Annotated in this window: 18 protein-coding genes; 9 read left to right on the top strand and 9 right to left on the bottom strand. The window is 42.5% G+C overall.

Going from position 1 to position 22011, the window contains the following annotated elements; translation table 11 throughout:
- The first annotated feature begins 4 nt into the window (after positions 1–4).
- The 3 genes from H6G41_RS13825 (at position 5) to H6G41_RS13815 (ending at position 2898) form a co-directional block, all read left to right on the top strand.
- Positions 5–1105 (top strand): ArsA family ATPase, encoded by a 1101-nt coding sequence (locus H6G41_RS13825; protein WP_190746748.1) that lies wholly within the window; start codon positions 5–7, stop codon positions 1103–1105.
- A 271-nt stretch (positions 1106–1376) separates the two neighbouring features.
- The gene (gene chlG / locus H6G41_RS13820) at positions 1377–2420 is read left to right on the top strand and encodes a chlorophyll synthase ChlG (protein ID WP_190746778.1); all 1044 of its coding nucleotides are present in this window, start codon (positions 1377–1379) and stop codon (positions 2418–2420) included.
- Positions 2421–2610: 190 nt separating this feature from the next.
- Positions 2611–2898, top strand: coding sequence for a hypothetical protein (locus tag H6G41_RS13815; protein ID WP_190746747.1), 288 nt, complete (start codon positions 2611–2613; stop codon positions 2896–2898).
- Positions 2899–3065: 167 nt separating this feature from the next.
- On the opposite strand, the gene H6G41_RS13810 is transcribed toward H6G41_RS13815, so the two are convergent.
- From H6G41_RS13810 to H6G41_RS13795, 4 genes are all read right to left on the bottom strand, one after another.
- A complete protein-coding gene (locus tag H6G41_RS13810) occupies positions 3066–4022 on the bottom strand; it encodes an alcohol dehydrogenase catalytic domain-containing protein (protein ID WP_190746746.1) in 957 nt (318 codons plus the stop codon).
- A gap of 65 nt (positions 4023–4087) precedes the next feature.
- Positions 4088–4675, bottom strand: coding sequence for a hypothetical protein (locus H6G41_RS13805; protein ID WP_190746745.1), 588 nt, complete (start codon positions 4673–4675; stop codon positions 4088–4090).
- A gap of 162 nt (positions 4676–4837) precedes the next feature.
- Positions 4838–5644: an inositol monophosphatase family protein gene (locus H6G41_RS13800; protein ID WP_190746744.1), complete on the bottom strand. Its 807-nt coding sequence runs from the start codon at positions 5642–5644 to the stop codon at positions 4838–4840.
- A 115-nt stretch (positions 5645–5759) separates the two neighbouring features.
- Positions 5760–7193 carry a BCD family MFS transporter gene (locus tag H6G41_RS13795; protein ID WP_190746743.1) on the bottom strand — a complete coding sequence of 478 codons (1434 nt, stop codon included), beginning with the start codon at positions 7191–7193 and terminating at the stop codon, positions 5760–5762.
- A gap of 200 nt (positions 7194–7393) precedes the next feature.
- Between H6G41_RS13795 and H6G41_RS13790 the strand changes: the two genes are divergently transcribed.
- Positions 7394–8353 carry an aldo/keto reductase gene (locus tag H6G41_RS13790; RefSeq protein ID WP_190746742.1) on the top strand — a complete coding sequence of 320 codons (960 nt, stop codon included), beginning with the start codon at positions 7394–7396 and terminating at the stop codon, positions 8351–8353.
- Positions 8354–8855: 502 nt separating this feature from the next.
- Here the strand turns inward: H6G41_RS13790 and H6G41_RS13785 are convergent.
- Complete coding sequence (locus tag H6G41_RS13785) at positions 8856–10394, bottom strand: DEAD/DEAH box helicase (protein ID WP_190746777.1); 1539 nt, start codon at positions 10392–10394, stop codon at positions 8856–8858.
- Between the two features lie 94 nt (positions 10395–10488).
- Positions 10489–11808, bottom strand: a complete 1320-nt coding sequence (gene rimO, locus H6G41_RS13780; RefSeq protein WP_190746741.1) for a 30S ribosomal protein S12 methylthiotransferase RimO — start codon at positions 11806–11808, stop codon at positions 10489–10491.
- 324 nt (positions 11809–12132) lie between these two features.
- Here rimO and H6G41_RS35750 point away from each other — a divergent pair, with 324 nt between their 5' ends.
- The 5 genes from H6G41_RS35750 (at position 12133) to H6G41_RS13760 (ending at position 18586) form a co-directional block, all read left to right on the top strand.
- A complete protein-coding gene (locus H6G41_RS35750) occupies positions 12133–12255 on the top strand; it encodes a hypothetical protein (protein WP_277878119.1) in 123 nt (40 codons plus the stop codon).
- 466 nt (positions 12256–12721) lie between these two features.
- Positions 12722–13570 carry a photosystem I biogenesis protein BtpA gene (btpA, locus tag H6G41_RS13775; RefSeq protein WP_190746740.1) on the top strand — a complete coding sequence of 283 codons (849 nt, stop codon included), beginning with the start codon at positions 12722–12724 and terminating at the stop codon, positions 13568–13570.
- A gap of 155 nt (positions 13571–13725) precedes the next feature.
- Positions 13726–14709: a vitamin K epoxide reductase family protein gene (locus H6G41_RS13770; RefSeq protein WP_190746776.1), complete on the top strand. Its 984-nt coding sequence runs from the start codon at positions 13726–13728 to the stop codon at positions 14707–14709.
- A 640-nt stretch (positions 14710–15349) separates the two neighbouring features.
- On the top strand, positions 15350–17551 hold the full coding sequence (locus H6G41_RS13765; RefSeq protein WP_190746739.1) for a CHASE2 domain-containing protein: 2202 nt from the start codon (positions 15350–15352) through the stop codon (positions 17549–17551).
- 768 nt (positions 17552–18319) lie between these two features.
- Complete coding sequence (locus H6G41_RS13760) at positions 18320–18586, top strand: hypothetical protein (protein WP_190746781.1); 267 nt, start codon at positions 18320–18322, stop codon at positions 18584–18586.
- Between the two features lie 130 nt (positions 18587–18716).
- Here H6G41_RS13760 and nadB read toward each other — a convergent pair whose 3' ends face one another.
- From nadB to H6G41_RS13745, 3 genes are all read right to left on the bottom strand, one after another.
- Complete coding sequence (nadB, locus tag H6G41_RS13755) at positions 18717–20396, bottom strand: L-aspartate oxidase (protein WP_190746775.1); 1680 nt, start codon at positions 20394–20396, stop codon at positions 18717–18719.
- 148 nt (positions 20397–20544) lie between these two features.
- Positions 20545–20973, bottom strand: coding sequence for a photosystem II complex extrinsic protein PsbU (gene psbU, locus H6G41_RS13750; protein ID WP_190746738.1), 429 nt, complete (start codon positions 20971–20973; stop codon positions 20545–20547).
- Positions 20974–21436: 463 nt separating this feature from the next.
- Positions 21437–21910, bottom strand: a complete 474-nt coding sequence (locus H6G41_RS13745) for a hypothetical protein (protein ID WP_190746737.1) — start codon at positions 21908–21910, stop codon at positions 21437–21439.
- Between the last annotated feature and the right edge of the window lie 101 nt (positions 21911–22011).

Genomic DNA, 22011 nt, shown 5'->3' with positions numbered 1-22011 from the left:
AGTCATGACCCTAATATTGACATTTTTGGGCAAAAGCGGCATTGCTCGTACCAAAATTGCGATCGCTGCCGCCAAATTATTGGCTAGCCAAGGTAAGCGCGTACTTTTAGCCGGACTGGCAGAACCAGCATTACCCGTTTTGCTGGATACAACCCTAACATCCGACCCTCAAGAAATTGCTCCTAATTTGCAAGTAGTACAGTTTCAAGCATCTGTACTACTACAACGCCAATGGGAAGAAGTCAAAAAGCTTGAGGCGCAATACCTCCGCACACCAATTATTAAAGATGTTTATGGTGAAGAATTGGTAGTATTGCCAGGGATGGATAACGCCCTTGCCCTCAATGCAATCCGTGAATATGATGCTTCTGGCAAATATGATGTGATTGTTTACGATGGCACAGGTGACGCTTCTAGCTTGCGGATGTTGGGATTACCAGAGTCTTTGAGCTGGTATGTGCGCCGCTTTCGGCAATTATTTGTTAACTCTGATTTAGGCAAAACAATTGCCGAATCGCCCTTGATTCAACCGCTGATTAGCACTTTGTTCAATTTTAATTGGACAGCAGATAACTTCTCTCAACCGACTAATCAAGTCAATAATTTCCTTGAAAAGGGTAAAGCTGCTGTGGCTGACCCCCGGCGCGTTGCTGCTTTTTTGGTAACTACGCCAGAACCCATTGAGGTAGCTAGCAGCCGCTATTTGTGGGGTAGCGCACAGCAAATAGGTGTTACCGTTGGTGGTGTTATTGTTGTCTCTGCTGACGGTAACCAAAATCTTACAGAGGAATTTAACCCCTTACCCATTAGTGTAGTACCTGATGCATCGGCTGGTGAATGGCGATCGCTTATGGATGCCCTACCAGACTTTGTCCAGGAAGCAATAAAAGCACCAAAACCCATTGAAATTGATGTCCACAACCGTCAGGTACGCTTATTCCTACCTGGATTTGATAAAAAGCAAGTCAAGCTAACCCAGTACGGCCCAGAAGTAACAGTAGAAGCCGGCGACCAACGGCGCAATATTGACCTCCCACCCTCTCTCAGTGGTAAACCCATCACTGGGGCGAAGTTTCAAAATAGTTATTTGATCATTTCGTTTTAAGTTATAGATATCGGTGATTAGGGGCTAGGGACTAGGGGCTAGGAGCTAGGGGCTAGGGACTAGGAATTTTAGATTTTGCGAAAAGTCGAGCACCGGCTTCCGGCGATCTGTTAGCGCAGCGTTAGCGACGCAGGAGCGTCACTTTTCAAGACGGATTTTAGATTTAAACCTAATCCAAAATCGGAAATCCAAAATCCAAAATTGAATTGCCCAATGCCCAATGCCCAATGCCCAATGCCCAATGCCCCATACCCTATGCCAAATTTATCTTATGTCTGATTTAACTCCCATTACCCCAAATTCCAATCCGGCGGAAGCATTAGACGCAGTTAATTCCAGCGAAGAAATCACAGCAGTTGCCGATGACCGCAGTGCGAAAACTAGACAATTACTGGGGATGAAAGGCGCAGCACCGGGAGAAACTTCTATTTGGAAGATCCGGTTGCAATTGATGAAGCCTATCACCTGGATTCCCCTAATTTGGGGTGTAGTTTGCGGTGCAGCTTCTTCTGGTAACTACACTTGGACGCTGGAAAATGTCTTGAAAGCAGCGGCTTGTATGTTGCTTTCCGGCCCTTTGTTGACGGGTTACACCCAAACCATCAATGATTTTTACGATCGCGAAATTGATGCCATCAATGAACCCTACCGTCCTATTCCCTCTGGGGCAATTTCTGTACCCCAGGTAATTACGCAGATAGTTGTATTATTATTATCTGGAATTGGTTTAGCCTACGTGCTGGATTTATGGGCTGGTCATGAATTTCCCAATGTAACTGTACTGGCTATTTTTGGTACTTTTATTGCCTACATCTATTCAGCACCACCGCTGAAGCTGAAGCAAAACGGCTGGTTAGGAAATTACGCCTTGGGAGCAAGCTATATTGCTTTACCTTGGTGGGCTGGTCACGCTTTGTTTGGAGAACTGAACTGGAAAATTATGGTAATCACCCTAGTTTACAGTTTAGCTGGATTGGGGATTGCCATTGTTAACGACTTCAAGAGCGTAGAAGGCGATCGCCAATTAGGATTAAAATCACTACCTGTAATGTTTGGCGTGACTACCGCAGCCTGGATATGTGTAGTGATGATTGATGTATTTCAAGGATTAATTGCTGCCTATCTAGTTAGCATCCATGAAAATTTATATGCAGCAATTCTTGTACTGTTAATTTTGCCGCAAATCACCTTTCAGGACATGTATTTCTTGCGCGATCCTTTAAAGAACGATGTGAAATACCAAGCCAGCGCCCAACCTTTTCTTGTATTAGGAATGCTCGTGGCTGGTTTAGCCCTGGGTCACGCTGGTATTTAATTTATACATCCTGAGCTAGACGTTAAGAGTTGGGGGTTAGGAGTTAAAATTACTTCTAACTCCTAATTTTTAATTATGCCAATTTCAGGAATGATTGCTTGTCAGAGATTGCCGTTTAGGAAAAACACCACTCCTAATTAATTCATCTGTCACCTGATTTTTTAGATTGGCATTAATATGAGAAATTGCCATGCTGCAACTGATTTTTTATCTGATTCATGGGATTCAGCCTTTTTTAGTTCCTATTTGCTTTGTGACTGCTTGGTCTGTAATTATTCTCGGTGCTTGGAGCCTCTGGGCTGCTGCGCGAGATAGCGTGAATAAAGCCAAGCAAATGCATCAAATACCTTGTACTAATTGTCAATTTTTCACTGCTGATTATCGCCTCAAATGCACTGTACATCCCTCTCGCGCCAATACAGAAGAGGCGATTAATTGTACCGATTTTCATGCGAAAACCAACCCCATGTTTTATTAACGGGATGTTGACTGTTGACTGTTGATGGTTGACTGATCCCGAATTGCAATCTAAAACTTAACATTGAAACCCACACAAGGGCGGGGAAACTCCACCCCTACAAAATGTTAATTACGTATCACAATGCGGATTGGTATGACAACTGACAACTGACAACTGACAACTGACTATTGACCAATTTCTAACAAAACTTTGAGAACTCCTCGACTCTGAGCATGTTCAAAAGCTGCTAAACCTTCGCTGAGTTGATAGCGAGCCTGAATTAATGGTTTTACGTCCACTTGCTCTGTGGCGAGTAATTGGAGTGCTGGAGCAAAAGGGCCGCAACGGGAACCAATCAGAGTGATTTCATCTACAACCAAAGACGAAGCATCTAAGCTGAGGTTCCCTGCATAGGTACTTTTCAAGACTAATGTACCGCGAGGACGTAAAGCGCGACGAGCGATCGCAAATCCTTCGGGATTTCCTGTACATTCTACAGAAATATCGAAATATTTATCTTTAACAGCAGCGGCTAAACCCGTTTTAATTCCTCGCGCTTCTAGATTAGCAAGTTTATCTTGATGGCGACCTACTACTAAAAGTTCACAACCTGTCAGCGCTATTGTTTGCGCTACCAGTTGCCCAAGTTTACCATCTCCTACTACCAGTACTAGTTGGTTAGTGCTTAACTCTACCTGCTGCTGAATTTCTAAAGCTGCGGCTAAGGGTTCGGTAAATGTTGCTACTTCTGTAGGCACATTATCGGGTACAGTATGTAGATTGGCGATCGGTAAACAGAGATATTCAGCAAAAGCTCCGTGACGATTGACAATACCTAATACAGTGCGGTTTTCACAGTGAGTTGATTGTTGACTCAAGCAAAATCGACAATGTCCGCAAACAGCGTTAATTTCACCGACTACTCGCTGATTAAGTAAGTTTTCTGGCCCTTGTTCAACAACACCAACAAACTCATGTCCTAAAACACCACTGTAGGGATAGTAGCCTCTGAGCAGTTCTAAGTCAGTATTACAAATCCCTGCACGCAAAACACGCACCAAGGCTTCTCCTGCTGGTGGTTCGGGAATGGGAATATCAGTACGTAATTGTAATTGGTTGTTTTCGAGCCAGAGTCCTTTCATCAAAAACCTCCAAAAAACCTCAACAGAATTTAGTTGAGGCGCAAACTTCATAATTTAGTATAAAATCATTCTCCTTCTTTCTGAAGAATTGTCGTGTTGGTAAGGTTGTAGGAATTGGGCTGAATTTTGCTTAACCAAGTTATGAGATCATCTCCATGTACTGCTATCTCATTTCCTAGAGTTTTAATATATAGAAGTCCGTCGCTAATAGTTAAATCTCGGATGGGATACCATGCATCTCGTGTCCGGATCAGCAGTTCTAACGGAATTCCTAATTGTAAAGCATATTTACGATATCTCCACCAAGCTCGCCAGAGAAAAACCGATTTCGTACCGTGCATTTTATAGCCATTAGGTACTTGACAGTAACGATATTGATAGAAACCGCGACGATCTAATTCACCTGTGAGAATATAGCTATAGTCAGCTAATACCTCATTCATAATTTCCCAATAGGACGAAGTTGCATTAATTAGGAATAATGATGGTGTATGAGCTAATTCGGCGGTTGCAATCACACCTTCAGTTTTTGCCATTAGTTGGGTGGTTTGATAGACTGTTTGCGCCGTCAAAAATGGGTTAGACAGTAAGACTTCTTGTTTTTGCATGGAGTTATAAACAAAAACTCGCATTAATTCTAAATTAGACAACATAGCTATTTTTATACTCGGTGTCTCACCGCAATATTATGGGAGTGACAACACAGTATAAATTAGTTGCAACTAATTGAATCAACTTTAAATATAAATAAACCCTTGTGGGTTAAGGGTTAGAGGGTATATTTTATGACTATAATTCCTTAGCTTTGAGATAGTCTAAATTTTGACATTTGCCAAAAATGGTGTAAACACTGGCACTAATTCGGAACGGCTAACTACCAGTGTGGGAAAAGAGCGATCGCTATAATCTTCTCCTGTTATCAGGGGAAATGGCTCTGTTTTTAAGGATTTCCAAGTAGCGCCAGCCGCTTGCACAATTACCCAAGCCCCAGCTAAATCCCAAACTTTGGGCGTGGCTTCAATTCCTCCCAATGTCGCACCAGTGGCCACAGTCAGAAAATTATAGCTAGCTACACCCAACATCCGAATTTTACAGGGAAAGCCTGGTTGCATCGCTGCCGTACTGCGGGAACAGAGATTAAAAAAATGATTATTGCTGGGAGCATCAGGACTGGAATGGATGGGGTGATGGTTGAGAAATGCTCCAGTAGGCGTTGCTAACCCAGAATTACCTTGCCAAAAACCATGAAAAGTTTGATTCAGTGGTGGCGCGTAGATAAAACCAAAAATTGGTATTCCTCGATACAGTAATCCCAAAGAAATCGACCAAATAGGAATGCCCCTTGTAAAGTTAGTTGTACCATCCAACGGGTCAATTACCCAACACCATTCTGTACCAGGAAAAACGCGATCTGCTTCTTCACTTAAAATCCCGTAGCCAGGAAAAGTAGAAGCGATCGCATCCCTGAGGGTTTGATCCGCCCATTTATCAGATTGGGTCACCAAAGTGCCATCAGCCTTTTGTGAAGCTTGCACCCGCCCAAAATCTTGCATTAATTGCTTACCCACCTTAGCAGTGGTAGTTTGGGCAAAATCGAGAATCGTATTCCAAAAATCGTTCATGAATCAGGAGATGAGGGAAGGGAAGGGGGACAAGGAGGACAAGGGAAGGGAGACAAGCAGGACAAGGAGGACAAATGACCATTGACAATTGACCTGCCCAATGCCCCATGCCCATTTAATCTAAATCGCTTTCCAAAACAGAAGCGATCGCTTGTTTGGTACTAGTTTGAAATTCTGCCACATTTACGCGATTGAGAAACCAAATTGATACCAACATACCTATAGCTTCTAAGACAAATACTAGTCCATAAGCCAACTCTAGGCTAGGTAGTAACTTGCGACCTGTATCTAATACAGCACCACCAATAACTACAGCCAAACCTCTAGAGATAGATTGTGCTAATCCCCAGGCACCAATAAATGTACCTGCGGCTTCCGCTGCCGTCAAATCTAGCATCAAGCTAACTGCGGCTGTAGTTAAGAAACCTGTAGCTAAACCAAATAACACTAAACCGAATTTGAGAAAAGCGGGATTCGCGGAAAATCCTGAGAAACCTAGTAGAAGGGAAGCAAATGCAACTAAAATACAGCCTAGTTTCGCCGTTCGGCGCTTACCTAAACGGGGCACAATGATAAAGCCAGTAATCCCGTAGGCAATCAAGATACCTGTGCCGTAAAAAACATTTAGTTGAGTACTTTCCGCTAAAGGCATGTTAAAAACTTGCCCTGCATAGGGTTCCACAATGGGATCTTGCATAAACAAGCTAATAGTCATCACAACTAAAAATGTGAAAAACAAGCCTGTTTGTGGACTAGCTGTGAGGATTTCCCATGCTTTACCCAAGCTGATACTGTCTTCCCGATTCACTACTTGAGAACGTTTGCTGTATAGGGAGTATTTTTTCTCGACACCTAAGGTGGAAGCGATCGCAAATCCAAATACCAAAGCTGGCACAATCATAAATAATCTATTGACTGCTGCCTGCAAAATTTCTATGCTAGCGCCTGATGTGATTTGCTTGAGTAGGCTAGAGCTAATAATTGCCCCCACAATAATCCCTACCATCAGCATCGACCAGACAACACCAACTACTTTAGAACGGTTGTCTTCTTCCGACACATCCACTAATAAAGCAGCGAAAGCCGTACCACTGGCGCAAAGAGCTAAACCGTAGATCGCAAACACCAAACACAGCAAAGCCGTCCAGCCAATAGTTTGCGTATTCCAAACCCAAGTACCTGCACTTTGGGCAGCAAAATCCAGCTGCCACATTATTTGTACACATAAAAAGGAAGCGATCGCAAATATTGCTGCGCCTACCCAAACATAAGCTGTGCGATGATAACCCCATATCGGCTTCGCATCTGATATTTGCCCAAACAAAATCCGCGAAGGTGCAACAAATGCCGGTAGCGCCAGCACTAACGCCACTAACGTGGCGGGAATGGCGATTTCCTGAATCATGACTCTGTTGAGTACCCCCAGAGTCAAGATAGACATCATACTCAACCCCATTTGAAATAAGCCTAGCCTAAACATGGTCAGCAGATTGACCCTTGGCACAGACGGAGAGTTACTTGCAGAATCAAATGCTTCACTGCTTGCCATAGCTACTTTATGTGATCTGGAATTTTATTGTCCCATTTACTCAAGATAAACCCTGGCATTCCCAATTTCTCTAAAATTTGTCAATAGTCAGTTGTTATTTCTCCTTGTCTCCCTTCCCTCATTCCCCTCTCCTGTGATTGATTACGCACTAGGGGTGTAACGCTACACTAAAAAAGTAAAGAAATGTAACAATAATTATCATGTTGACAAATGTAGAAACTATCTCGTTAGGGAAAAATGGCCCAAGTGTGACGCCGCTTTGTCTAGGAACTTGGGCTTGGGGTGATAAACTTTTTTGGAGTTACGGCGATGGCTACGGCCCAGAACAGTTAAAAGAAGCCTTTACCGCCGCCTTAGAAGCTGGTATAACGTTCTTTGATACGGCGGAAGTTTATGGGCTGGGAGTTAGCGAAACTCTTCTCGGACAATTTTTGCAGCAAACCCAGCAACCTGTACAAATTGCTACAAAATTTGGGCCTCTCCCTTGGCGATTTACCGGACAATCAGTTGCTGATGCGTTAACAGACAGCCTCAAGCGCCTACAATTACAGCGAATCGAACTCTATCAAGTCCATTGGCCATTTACCTTCTTTTTGAGCCAAGAAACACTGATGAACGCCCTAGCCGATGAAGTGCAAAAGGGCAGAATTGGCGCTATAGGTGTGAGTAATTATTCAGCCGCACAAATGCGAGAAGCACACCAAATTTTGGCAGCCAGGGGAATACCTTTAGCCGTAAACCAGGTACGCTACTCTTTGCTGTCTCGCCAAATTGAAAGTCAAGGTATTCTCTCCACGGCTCGTGAGTTAGGTGTCACAATTTTGGCATATAGTCCGCTAGCTCAGGGATTACTCACAGGTAAATACAGCGCTAATAGTAGCGAAAATCCTACTGGTGCGAGAAAACTAGACCCAAGATTTAGTAAAGATGGTTTGCAAAAAATTACACCAGTTATATCTTTACTACAGAAATTTGGCGAGAAATACGATCGCACTCCGGCGCAAGTTGCTTTAAATTGGTTAATTGCTCAAGGTAACGTCATTCCCATTGCTGGCGTGAAAACTGCCCAGCAAGTCAAACAAAATGCTGGCGCTTTAGGCTGGAAATTAAGCGATGACGAAATCAGCGAGTTAGAACAAGTCACTCGCTCTTGGCTGTAAGATTTTTTACTAATAATTTTTCAATGTAGGAAATGTAGGGTGTGTTGTCGCGCAGCGCAACGCACCGCCAATTCTATTAATTTTTGAATAAGCTGAACCATATCTAGTTTGCATAATCTGAAATTGTACATTTCTTGTGGAGTGGGCGTCTCGCCCGCCCAATATATGCAAGTTAAATATGTAACTTATTACTACACAATATGCCCGTAAAATTACAGGCAATTTACCAGAAAATTATTTTTTGTTTAGCCTGAATCAATCCAAATTCAAAACTTGGAATCATACAATAACAAGCTAGTGGTTCATCGCATTAATCATGATAGGGCGAATAAATTCGTAGTCAGGACTTCAGCCCTGCATTCTCAAACACTAAAGTACTTTACTACGAACTCATCAAAACTATTGCGACAGACCACTAACGAAATCTTTCACAAAACCCGTTTTGTTGAATGCCAGTTGATTTCAGGGGGATAGCCCCCGCACATAACTGGCTCTTCCGACCTTAGGAAGCTGATTCTCTAGCTGAAGATGAACCTAGCTTTTGATTAGCAGGCGCTACGGAAGCATCACGACGGCCAGTCCGCAATTTTGGCTTGGGAGAACCACGTCTGTCATCTTCTCCAATGCTGTTGTCTGATTTGCTCCAAGAAGAACGGGTACGTTCTCCAGCATCACGACGCTTAACCAACTTGGGTTTGGGAGTGGAGATATTTTCCTCTTGAGGAATTTCAATATCTGAACTGAGCCAAGCAGGACGGGTTTGATCGTAAGCGATTTGCAAAGCAGCTGCTGCGATCGCTTGCGCATCATATTTTTCGATCAGTTCGCTGACTATCGGTAAAAATGAAGCTAAACGTTCGCCAGTCAAAGCTTCTCTGACTTGTTCTTGCAATTTGTTGATGTGCCGTGCTTCGATTTGCGCTCTGGTAGGAATTGAGAGCAATTGCCAGCTTTGGCGGTTATGGCGTTCAAATATCTGCTGCTTGCGGCGCTCAAATGGTTGGACTAGGGAAATCGCTGTTCCTTCTTTACCAGCCCGACCAGTACGACCAATGCGGTGAACGTAGGTTTCTACACTATCAGGTAAGTCGTAGTTGATCACATGGGACAGTTGGTCTACATCTAATCCCCGTGCCGCAATATCAGTTGCTACTACCCAGCGTACTTGACGATTGCGGAAGCGGCTTAATAAGCGCTCTCTGGCTTGTTGCGATAAATCACCGTGGTATTCATCGACACTATGTCCTGCTGCTTGCAGTTGACTGGTGAGTTCAGCCGCAGTACGTCTGGTACGGACAAATATCAAAGCTGATTCTGGATCTTCCATTTCCAGAATTGGTTGTAGCGCTTTGGCTTTTGTCCAATGACGGGGAATGAGATAAGCTACCTGATTAATCTTGGTAGGTGCAGCTTTTGGCTGTTCTACGGTAACTGTCACAGGCGATCGCAAAAACTTGTTCACCAATTGCCGAATTGATAGCGGCATGGTAGCTGAGAATAAAGCTGTTTGGCGGTCTTCCGGTGCTTGGGAAAGAATTTTGATCACATCATCGATAAAGCCCATGCTTAACATTTCATCGGCTTCATCTAAGACAAACCACTTGACTTGATCGAGTTTGAGGCTACCTCTATCTAGCAAGTCGATCACTCGTCCTGGGGTACCCACAACGATATGTACGCCGCGTCTGAGTTGCAAAATTTGCCGATCGATTGACTGACCGCCATAAATTGCTAACACTCGTAATCCGCTGTCACCGATAAATTGGCTGATAGCATCATGAACTTGCATGGCCAACTCGCGAGTCGGAGTCAACACCAATGCTTGCACAGCTCTTTGATTAATATCTAACCGCTCTAAAATTGGCAGAGAAAAAGCTGCGGTTTTCCCAGTTCCAGTTTGGGATTGACCGACTACATCACGACCTGCTAACAGTTGAGGAATTGCTTGGCTTTGAATATTAGTAGGTGTGGTGAAACCGATTTTTTCTAGTTGTTCAACACGTTCTTGGGAAATGCCGAGTTCTTGAAACGAAAGATTCATTAAATCTCCTAAAATTTTATTTTGGATTTTTTGCATTGAGTCATCAGTCCTGCGTCATTGGTCATTGGCGATTAGACAATGGACTTTTGACAAATTAGTTATTGACAATTTGACCGTAAAGGTCATATGTATCAGCACTTTGGATGTCTACTGGCACGATTGTTCCTAAGTGCGCCTTACCAACCACATAAACCTGCCCGTCAATTTCTGGGGCAAATCTTGCAGAACGACCAATTAATTCTCCAGTTTCAGGATTTTCTTGCTCAATCAGGACATCGACAATTTTGCCTACTTCCTGTTGATTCTTTCGCCAAGTAATTGGTTGTTGCAGTTCCATGAGGCGGCTACGGCGCTCATCCATGACGACTTGAGGCAACTGATTTGGTAACTTGTAGGCTGGGGTTTCCTCTTCTGGGGAAAAGGTGAACACGCCTACATGATCGAATTCGTGCCGCTGAACAAACTGTAGTAGATGTTCAAAATGCTCATCGGTTTCTCCAGGAAACCCAACAATAAATGTTGTTCTCAGCACTGCTGATGGTAGCGCTTCCTTAATGCGCTCCATAATTCCATCATTTACCCGCCCTTGCCAGGGACGGTTCATGGCGCGGAGAATTTCCGGATGAGAATGCTGTAAAGGCAAATCTAAGTAGGGAAGAACATTTGGTACTTCCTGAATCGCAGCGATGACATCTGGTGTCAATCCGGTGGGATAAGCGTAGTGCATCCTTATCCAGGGTACATCTACTTCTCCCAAAGCGCGGAGTAATTCGGCTAACTTTGGCTTACCGTAAATATCCAAACCATAATTAGTAGTGATTTGGGAAATTAGAATAATTTCTTGTACCCCTTGGCTAGCTAACTGCTTGGCTTCAGTGACAATCGATTCAATGGTACGCGATCGCTGATTTCCCCGCAGATGGGGAATAATACAAAACGCACAACGATAATCACATCCTTCGGCCACCCGTAGATAAGCTACGCCTTCGGTTGTAGTGCGGTAGCGCGGTGTAGTTTCATCGGCAATATAGGTTGGTTCTATACTAACCTGCTTAACCCGTTCTCCTTGTTCTACTCGCTCAATTACATTTACAATGTTGTGATAATCGCCTGTACCTACTACGGCCACTGCTTCTGGCAACTCTGCCAATAATTGTTCTTGGAAGTGCTGCGCCATACAGCCAGCAATTACGATTTTTTTATTCGCCTCTGCTAACTCTACCAAAGTTTTAACAGATTCTTCTCTTGCTGCTTCAATAAAACTACAAGTATTGACAATAACGTAATCTGCTAACTCTTCATTACTATCTACGCCATAGCCTGCTTTAACCAGCAGCCCCAGCATATGTTCTGTATCAATTCGATTTTTCTCGCAGCCCAGGTGAGAAATTGCAATAGTTGGCTTGTCACCCATATTTTGCCAAAATTTTCAGTTTTTTTCTTTTCATCAAATCCAAACAGGGTTTATGTCTGTTTTTATTTGCACCCAACATGTGGACAGTATTCAAGTGGAAGGGTAGCATTGCCCCTCGCTGTCCGCAAATCTATGACCCAAATCAATTTTCAGGTCATGTTATGATGCTTTTATTAATCAGTTTTCCCAGGGTAAAGCAGAGTGTCTTGGGGTACATTTGACACTTGTTGATGTTTTTTAACAATTCGCCTGTTGGTATTTTACATTACCAAGAGCGTATGCGTTGTTAATTTACCCATCGGGAAGCCGCCCAAAGGGCTGGTTGTGAGAAGTCGCTACCCTCAGGGAAATCGCGCTCTGGTGCGGACGCTCTGCGAACGTGCTTACGCCTCAACAAGCAGTAATGCTACCCTTACAGATTCAGGCTTTGCCTACGAACAGGCGTAGGAGAGAAACCTCAGACTGTAGGAAGCTGCCTCGCGTCTTGTGAGTTGCAAACTCCTCTTTGTAGTCAGGTTTTATCTTAACATATCTTATGGAAGGTTTTACCGCAATTTCCGTCCTGGGATAGAGGCGGTAAAACCTACTACATAAAGAACCATTTAATGCTAAGGGAGAGAGGGGCTAAGGATTGGAAGAGACTAGGGAATAGTGGTTTACTACATTAATAATGATAGATAAATTAGTTCTTAGCCAGGACTTCAGTCGGTGGATTTTGAAGCACTGTTGGTGCTGACTGTGAAACCATCAAAATTTCTGTGGCTCAATCCTAGGAACTAGAGACTGAAAGTGGCTAGGAAAGTGAAAATGAGGAAATCAGAATTTCCCTAGCCCCTAGTCCCTAGCCCCTAGTCCCTCACCCCTAGCCCCTAGTCTAAGCGCCTCTAATCCCTCACCCCTCCTAATAATTGACGTGGACTTATATCAGCTATTTAAAACTCGAACACCGATTATTGGCGTAGTTCACCTACTACCACTGCCCACCTCGCCTCGTTGGGGAGGTAGCCTGAAAACAGTGATTGATCGCGCCGAACAAGAAGCAACCGCCCTAGCCAGTGGTGGGGTTGACGGTATCATTGTCGAAAATTTTTTTGATGCGCCGTTTACCAAAAATCAGGTAGATCCAGCGGTTGTAAGTGCCATGACTGTAGTGGTGCAGCGTATCCAGAATTTAGTAACCTTACCTATCGGTTTAAATGTGTTGCGGAACGATGCCAAAAGTGCAGTTGCGATCGCCAGTTGTGTGCGGGCGCAATTTATTCGCGTCAACGTCTTCACTGGAGTCATGGCCACAGACCAAGGATTAATTGAAGGAGAAGCCCATCAAATACTCCGCTATCGGCGAGAACTTGGCAGTGATGTTAAAATTTTAGCCGACGTGTTGGTTAAGCACGCCCGCCCTTTAAGTTCCCCAAATCTCACAGTTGCTGTCAAAGACACAATTGAAAGAGGTTTGGCAGATGCGGTGATTTTGTCTGGCTGGGCTACTGGTAGTCCGCCGAATATAGAAGATTTGGAACTGGCTTGTGGTGCAGCCAATGGCACACCCGTATTCATTGGCAGTGGAGCCAATTGGGAAAACGTAGGTACACTAATGCAAGCAGCAGATGGTGTAATTGTTTCCAGTTCCCTCAAACGTCACGGTCAAATTGAACAACCTATTGACCCCATTCGCGTCAGTCAATTTGTCGAAGCCGCGCGTCGGAGTTGGAACTCTAAAGGTGAAACTAAATCAATTTCCTCTGTAACTATACGTTCTTAGGACTGGGCTAGGGCTAGGGGCTAGAGACTAGGGGCGCTTAGGCTAGGGACTGGGAAGGAGGAGCGGGCAAAACAATCAATACCAATGCCCTATGCCTTATGCCCAATACCAATGCCCCTAGCCCCATACTCCATGCCCAATACCCAAAAAAACTTATGATTCGTCGCCGTTCTACTCCTTGGATTCATAAATGGTCGCGACCATTGATTGCCGCGATCGCGGGGCTTGGTGCCCTAACAACAGGTTATTTGACTATCGAAAAGTTAACAGGTGGGAGTGCAGCTTGTGTAGCACAAGCTGGTGCCAAAGGTTGTAATGATGTGCTTTCCAGCCCTTGGGCGACTGTTTTAGGTCAGCCATTAGCTTTGTTTGGGCTATTGGCTTATTTAAGTATGCTGATATTTGCTTTGGCTCCTCTAGTATTGAAACCGGGAGATAATAACCGCAAACAAATAGAAAACTGGACTTGGTGGCTGCTATTAGTTGGTGCGATCGCTATGTCCATCTTCAGCGGCTACTTAATGTATGTACTAGCAACGCAAATCAAAGCTATTTGTCTTTATTGTATAGGCTCGGCTATTTTCTCTCTCAGTATGTTAGTACTGACTATTCTGGGTCGAGCCTGGGAAGATATCGGACAACTTTTCTTCACTGCCCTAATTGTCGGTATGGTAACGCTGATTGGCACTTTAGGCATCTATTCAGGTGTCAATACCTCAGGCGATCCAGTTACTTCCACTCCGGGTAAACCAGTACAAATCAGCTTTACTCCCAAAGTACAGCCCAATCCTCAATTTGGGTGGGAAATCACTACTAGTTCCGGTGAAGCAGAAATAGCCTTAGCTAACCATCTTGCCAAAATCGGTGCTAAAGAATATGTTGCGTATTGGTGTCCGCACTGCCACGAACAAAAGCTACTTTTTGGTAAAGAAGCTTACAAAATTCTTGATGATTCTGTTAAAGTAGAGTGCGCTCCTGATGGTTTGAAAGCACAACCAGATTTGTGTAAAGCTGCCAATATACAAGGTTTTCCCAGTTGGATAATTAATGGCAAAACCTATAGCGGAGTGCAAAATTTAGATGAATTAGCCAAAGTTTCTAATTATACAGGCTCTCGCAACTTTAAATATTTCCGGTAGTTAGTTGTAAACAGTTGCTGTGTTGCAACTACGGCTCATATCTCATCTTCAATAGTCAACTGGCGGCATTAAGTTAATTTGCTCCGGTTGACTTATTTTTTACCTAGTCAAAAGTTCATGAACAGACTCAACCATAAATTATAACCAACAACTTTAATTTGATGATTCCTACATAAGTAAGATAGAGGTATCAGATATTATCTTGTATATTATTTATTAGTTAACAAATTTCGTTCATCCTGACTGCTATAGGTGTGATACTTAAATTATCTCAAAACTTTGAAAATTGAACTGGGAAATTTTTTAAGTAAATCTACTATATATTCTGACTTTAATTGTGATTTTTTAAACTGTTTTTCACAAAAATGCCAACATTTAAGTACAATCTTAGGCTTTTAAAATTACCTATATATATACTACTGTTCTTAGCAAGCACTCTTTATACGGAATTGGTGATATGAGAAGCCAAGATGACAACTACCATTTCATCAGATAATAAGTACCCAAGATTAATCTTGAGGAACACATAGGGTTTGAAGAAATTTTGAGAAAGTTAATGTAGCTCACCTTGCAGCTATATTCGCCACATAGTTGATAGAGATCGCAAATAACAAATCTTTCTCCCTATTAGGTAATGGGAATGAGTAAGCAGCTAGACAAGCGTCTTGTAAAGTTCCTATCTGGACTGAAAAAACCGCTTGGTCGAGGACATAGGGAATTAATTACCGCCTCCTGCGTTGCAGTCTGCATCTTGCTTTTACGTTCGATTGGATTATTCCAATCTTTAGAATTGGCAGCTTTAGACCAATTATTCCGCTTACGTCCATACGATCCGCCAGAAGAGCGAATTACCATTGTTGCGATTGATGAAGCTTCATTACGCCATGTTGGCACTTGGCCAATTCCAGACAATGCGATCGCGCAACTGTTACAAAAATTAAAAGCTTTTCACCCCCGTGCTATTGGTTTAGATATATACCGAGATTTACCAGTGGAACCTGGTTATGAAAATCTGGTGAAAGCTTATAAATCGATGCCAAACTTAATAGGCATTGAACAACTAGCGAATAAAAAAAATGCCAGTGTTCTACCTCCAGCAGTACTAAATCAACTCGATCAAGTCGGTTTTAATAATGTTATTTATGACATTGATGGCAAAATTCGCCGCAGTTTGTTGTATTGGCATATTAATAATCAGGCACACGAAAGTTTTGCCTTGAAGCTGGCTTTATTGTATTTAAAATCATACGGAATTAATCCTCAAAGCGCAGCTAATAACTCTGAGTATTTACAGTTAGGTAAGGCAGTATTTACGAGATTTCAGGCTAATGATGGTGGGTATGTCAGAGCTGATGCTAAAGGCTACCAAATTTTGTCTAACTTTCCCAAACTCAGATGTCCTAATCCCTCAGCAGACTCTTGTAGTTACCGCCAAGTATCGATGCGGGATGTGCTAACAGATAAAATACCCAAAGAATGGTTTAGCGATCGCATTGTAGTTATTGGTTCTACTGCTCCCAGTCTCCAAGATTTTGTATTTGTACCGCAATCAAGCGATTTCATGGGTGCAGCCAAACCGATCGCTGGAATTGAACTGCAAGCCCATTTTATCAATGAGTTAATTAGCGCCGCCCTGGATGGAAGACCTTTACTGCAAGTCTGGCCGAAGCTATGGGAATACTTGTGGATTTTTGCTTGGTCTTATTTAGGCGCTGTGACTGCATGGCGCATCCGACACCCAAGCAGAAGCTTAATTAGTATTGTAATTTGTTGCTTATTGTTAATGCTGTCCGTCTACCTAGCTTTTTTGTTTGGTTGGTGGATACCGATTTTACCTTCACTGCTAACCTTTGGGACTTCGGTTATTTGGATTACCCGTTATCTTGTTTACACCCAAGAAGAGTTAAAACGTTCCAAAGAGTTTTTGCAACAAGTAATTAATACAATTCCTGACCCGGTTTTTGTCAAAAATGAACAACATCAGTGGATTGTTTTAAATGAAGCCTATTGCCGATTTATTGGTTATCCTAATCAGTTGTTAAATGAAAAGTCAGACTATGACTTTTTCCCTAAACATGAAGCTGATGTATTTCGTCAACAAGATGAGATGGTTTTTCAAAGCCATCAGCCCCAAGAAAGTGAAGAAGAGTTTACCGATGCTTATGGCAAAACCCATCTGATTGCTACTAAGCGATCGTTTCATAAAGATGCTGCGGGAAATTACTTTTTAGTTGGGGTAATTCGTGATATTACTAAGCGCAAACAGCGAGAGGAACAACTCAAACGTACTGCTGACGAGTTATATCGATCTAACAGTGAATTAAAACGCAAAGAAGACCATCTGCGTTATCTGGCATATCACGATCCGTTAACTGGTTTATCCAATCGTAAATTTTTCATGGAACAACTTCATGAATCTTTAGATTGGGCAGCCAATAATAATTTATTATTAGGACTATTATTTATCGATCTTGATGGCTTTAAACAAGTTAACGATACATTAGGGCACGAAATTGGCGATCGCTTATTAGTTACAGTTGGACAAAGACTCAGTAACTGCTTGCGCGGTAGCGATACTGTCTCTCGTTTAGGTGGTGATGAATTTACTGTGATTGTGAGAGCTATTCCCAACGTGCAAGTAGCTGCTAAAGTCGCAGAAAAAATCCTGGGGACGATTACAGAACCAATTGTTTTGGATGAATACACTACAAACGTTTCAGCTAGTATTGGCATCAGTATTTATCCCTTTAACAGCAACGATAGTGAAAACTTAATTAAACAAGCAGATACTGCTATGTACCGAGCTAAAAATCTTGGTAAAAACCGCTATGAGTTTGCTTGATTAATTTATGAGAAAGATAGTAGAGAATTATTCTTTTTTGCAAGAAGAATTCCCAACTTTAACCGGAAAGTAGGGTGAATAGGTTGTACTAATTTCTATTAGTTAGTTAGGGCATTAACAGAGGTGACTTGAGCATTAAAAATTTAAACTATTCTTTAGACTTAATGAATTATTTTTTAATAATTTTATGCATGGGCACAATTTGATATTACCCACCAGGTAAATACTCAAAGAGATCTGAGAAACTTATTTACTACAAATTCATTAGTATAAATACTGATAAATTTTATAGTTGTTAGTAACATTTTTACAAGCTTTTTTCTTTGATAAAGAATGGATATAAAAGTTTCAAAGGGCTAGCTTGTCGGTGAGGTTAAGCTATCTTGGCTCTTAAAAATTTCTGAATGTCAAGTAGTCACTAATTGCTGGAGATGATTTTTCTCCATTTGTAATCCATATAACATAAGTATTTCCAGTGAAAGTATTAAGATTGTATTAAGTATAGTAAATTTGATGGATGGTTATGTTTAGGCATTGCCTAAAAATCTCTAACTTTTGACCGATGTTATAAACACAACCAAAATTGTATTTCTATATTTCAAGGGCATCTAATCAAAATATTTTCAAAATCTTCCAAATATACACTAGTTCACTGATATTAAATTTCTTTATCAGTAAAATTGATTACATAAAATAAAAAATTAACTAAAATTTAATATTTTTCTGAGACAATAAGTATATCTACTGTTAAGAGCATAGAGAAAGTCCATGAAAACTGAAACAGCAAATTTACCTAGGTCTATTACTAATAATTTAAGAATTACAAGTATGGCAATCGTCTTGATCGGTGTTTACTTGCTAATTCCTAAAACTGGCACTACAACAACGTCATTAACTGATGTTAGTGTCAATAGCTTTAGCAATATTAGTGAAAGCTTTACCATACCTGAAGCTAATGCTCAGGAGTTACAACCGCCTTACATACCACCGAATTATGGCGGGCCTGACAGCCAACATGGTAGTGGTACTCGCTAAATCAGCTAAATTCCAGAAAATGTTACAAGGCATAAGTCTGGATAAATGATGACTAAAAGCTGCTGTAACCCTAAAAAGAAGCAGCAACAGAGCAAGTTAAAAGAATTGGTGAACGATGGCTGGAAAATTCTTAATATTTTAAATTTGGGGATTTCCACCAATGGTTTTTTTGTATAAGGGTATGAGCTTGCCAATCCAAGTCTGTGTCCGGATAATCTGAGCGGTAGTGTCCGCCCCGGCTTTCGGTTCTAAAAACAGCGCTTTTGAGAATTAAGTCAGCTACATCTAGCAAATTACGAGTCTCAGCCCACAGTCGTAATTGCCGTTCTACGTCTGGTAGTTTTAAACGGGCTGGTTCTAATGAATTTAAAGATATTAGGAATTGACTCAAGGGTAAGGCAGCAAAATCTCGTTGCCAAGATTCTACAGTGGTAATGGCAGCTTCTAAGCCTGATTGCGATCGCGAAATGCCTGCACTTTGCCAAACTAAACGCGGTAACTTCTGTCTAAGTAGTTCTATATGTACTTGCTGTCTTTGCCAATCGTCAGTTTCTGTCTGAAATTCGCGCATTGGCAACTCTGCTATCTCTGCTGGTAATTGCTCTCCAGACAAATCGAGATTAGCCATCTGTGCGCCAAAGACAATACATTCTAATAGCGAATTACTCGCTAAGCGATTAGCTCCATGTACTCCTGTACTGGCGGTTTCTCCCACAGCGTATAAACCAGGAATATTAGTGCGATTCATCAAATCTGTGACAATTCCCCCCATCCAGTAATGGGCTGCCGGAGCTACAGGTATGGGTTCTGTGAAGGCATCAATCCCCCAATGTTGACAGACTTTGATGATATTAGGAAAACGATGACGAATTTTGTCTGCTGGGATGGGGCGCATATCTAACCAAACATAAGCTGTGGCTGGATCAGTGGAAGTCCGCTGCAAATGGCTGAAAATAGCTCTACTAACTACATCACGCGGTGCTAGTTCTCCCTGTGGATGGTAGTCAAAGACAAACCGCCTTCCTTCGTTATCAACCAGGTGTGCGCCTTCACCGCGTACAGCTTCACTAATAAGAAAGCGATCGGCACCTGCTTTCGTGAGAGCAGTAGGGTGAAATTGGACAAATTCTAAGTCGCGGAGTATGGCACCAGCACGAGCAGCGATCGCTACTCCATCTCCCGTACTCACAGCCGGGTTTGTAGTTTGAGCAAATACCTGTCCGCCACCACCAGTTGCTAAAATCACTGCCTTAGCTTGAATCCAGTGGATTTCGCCTTGATAAAATAGGCTAATTCCTTGAACTCGCTCGCCTTGGGGCGTCATCCATAAACTCAAAGCCAAAGCTTGCTGAATAACTTGGATATTAGGGCGTCGCAGTACTTGGGCTGTTAGGGTAGTGATAACTTCTCTACCTGTGGTGTCAGCAGCATGAAGCACCCGGTTACGAGAATGGGCAGCTTCTAAAGTTAAAGCTAAAGCATTACCATGACGGTCAAAAGCTACCCCCAATTCAACTAGAGATTGAATGCAACTAGGGGCGTGTTCGGCTAGGAATTCTACGGCGGCTTTTTCGCATAAACCTGCGCCAGCCCGCATCGTGTCTTCAATATGTAAAGTCGGAGAATCTTCTGGGGCGATCGCCGCAGCAATACCACCTTGTGCCCAATCGCTGGCAGACAAAGCCACTGTTTCTTTGGTAATTATACCGACTCGCAATGAATCTGGTAGACACAGTGCCGTATACAGTCCTGCGGCACCTGCACCAACTACTAAGACATCAAATTGTCTAGGAATATCTATTTGCTGCAAGGTAAGAGATTTAGGGGGAAAGGGGAGAAATCGAGATAGGAGAGGGGTAGAAACAGAAATTTCCCGCTTATACCCATCTCTCAACAAAAAATGCCACTTCTTGAGAGCAGAAGTAGGCTGTGATTTAGCAAGTTAGCTAAAATTGCACTTATCTATAGATGCCGTTGTTAAAACGGTCATCTCCTTCATTGAAGGCAGGTTCAAATTCTGTCACTGTAAACTTATCTAAATTAGCTTGCAAGGTTTGTTTTTGGCGATCGCTCAATCCGGGAAGATCCAAGACATCCTCTACCTTTTGGTAAGGAGCATTCTTGATGATTTTCTTCGCTAGGGTAGGATACAAACCTGGGTACTGTTGAAAAGCACGGACGTTGGTATTGTTTAAATCAATTTTTTTACCAAATTCCGTTGCTAGTTTAGCGTCTGCACGATTCTGCTTTTCAATTGCCAAAATTGGCAGTTGGGGCAAAGTTAGACTATTGAAACTAGCAGCTTGGGCGCTCTGAGTAGTTCCCAGCCATCCCCAACAACCAAGCAACAAGCTAAATACTGTTAATAAACGCACCAATCCTTTCACGATTTTTCTACCTCTTTTCATCAAACGGAAATAAAAGCTTTAAGCTCACAGATGTCAACAGTCAATAGTTCATCATCAGTAGTTTTGACTGCTGAACAATAGCCACACACCAAAGTCAATGGCTCCTAAAGTCGCCTTAGCTAAGGGTAGTGACTGTTTTTTGACTCTTGACTACAATCTGTTTGCCTAATCAACACACAGCAGTCATCAGAAACTAATATACAGCTTATTAATATCCACAATATTGACTGTTACAGGCTTTCCCCTGACTTTTGTAAAAACTTTTCTAAAGTAGTACTTGGACAATAGGTAGATGAAGGGATGAGGGGGATCAGCCAGCAGAGGGAGCAGCGCCTCGGCTGCGCGACAGTTGCGCGTAGTCGAAATTTGGTGAGCGGGAGCAGAGGGAGTAGAGGCGAAAAATAGCAAATTAATTCTCTAGCCCCTAACCCTTAGCCCCTAATTAATGGGTATGTTGTGTTTCCTGTTCTAAAGAAATTCGCTCTCTTGTCCAGCCATCAATAGCGTCACCCAAAGCAGTAGTTAAGTTGTTACGGGTTTGAGCGTGGTTATCTTGCTCAGTTTTCAAAGCTTGCAATAGGCGATCGCGTTCTTGAATCACTTTCACTAATTTTGTTTTTAATTCCTCCACCGATTCGAGTTGTGCAATTTCTTGTTGGATAGCGGTGACTGCTGTAGCATCAGGAAGTGCGCCTGTATCCAAACCTTGGACTTTGTGCAGTTCCGCTTTGAGAGATGCGATCGCCTGTTGCGAGAGTTGAGTATCCGTGCGTCGTTGTTCTGCTTCTGTATTATAGAGTTTCCGCCACTTTTGGGCACTTTCCCAAGCTGCATCGCGATCGCGCTCAATTGCGGCTACTTGCTCCCTTAAAGACTGAATTTCAGTTAACCATTGTGTCGTTAGGTCTTGACTCATAGTGATTTTTGATTAGTCAATAGTCATTAGTCAATAGTCATTTGTCATTTGTCATTTGTCATTTGTCAATAGTTAGTGGTCAGTTGTCTTCCTTGTCCTGC

The sequence above is a fragment of the Tolypothrix sp. FACHB-123 genome, assembly GCF_014697075.1.
Taxonomy (GTDB): Bacteria; Cyanobacteriota; Cyanobacteriia; order Cyanobacteriales; family Nostocaceae; genus Aulosira.
The sequence above is the reverse complement of the archived record's forward strand: the minus strand, read 5'-3'. Positions and strand labels throughout refer to the sequence as shown.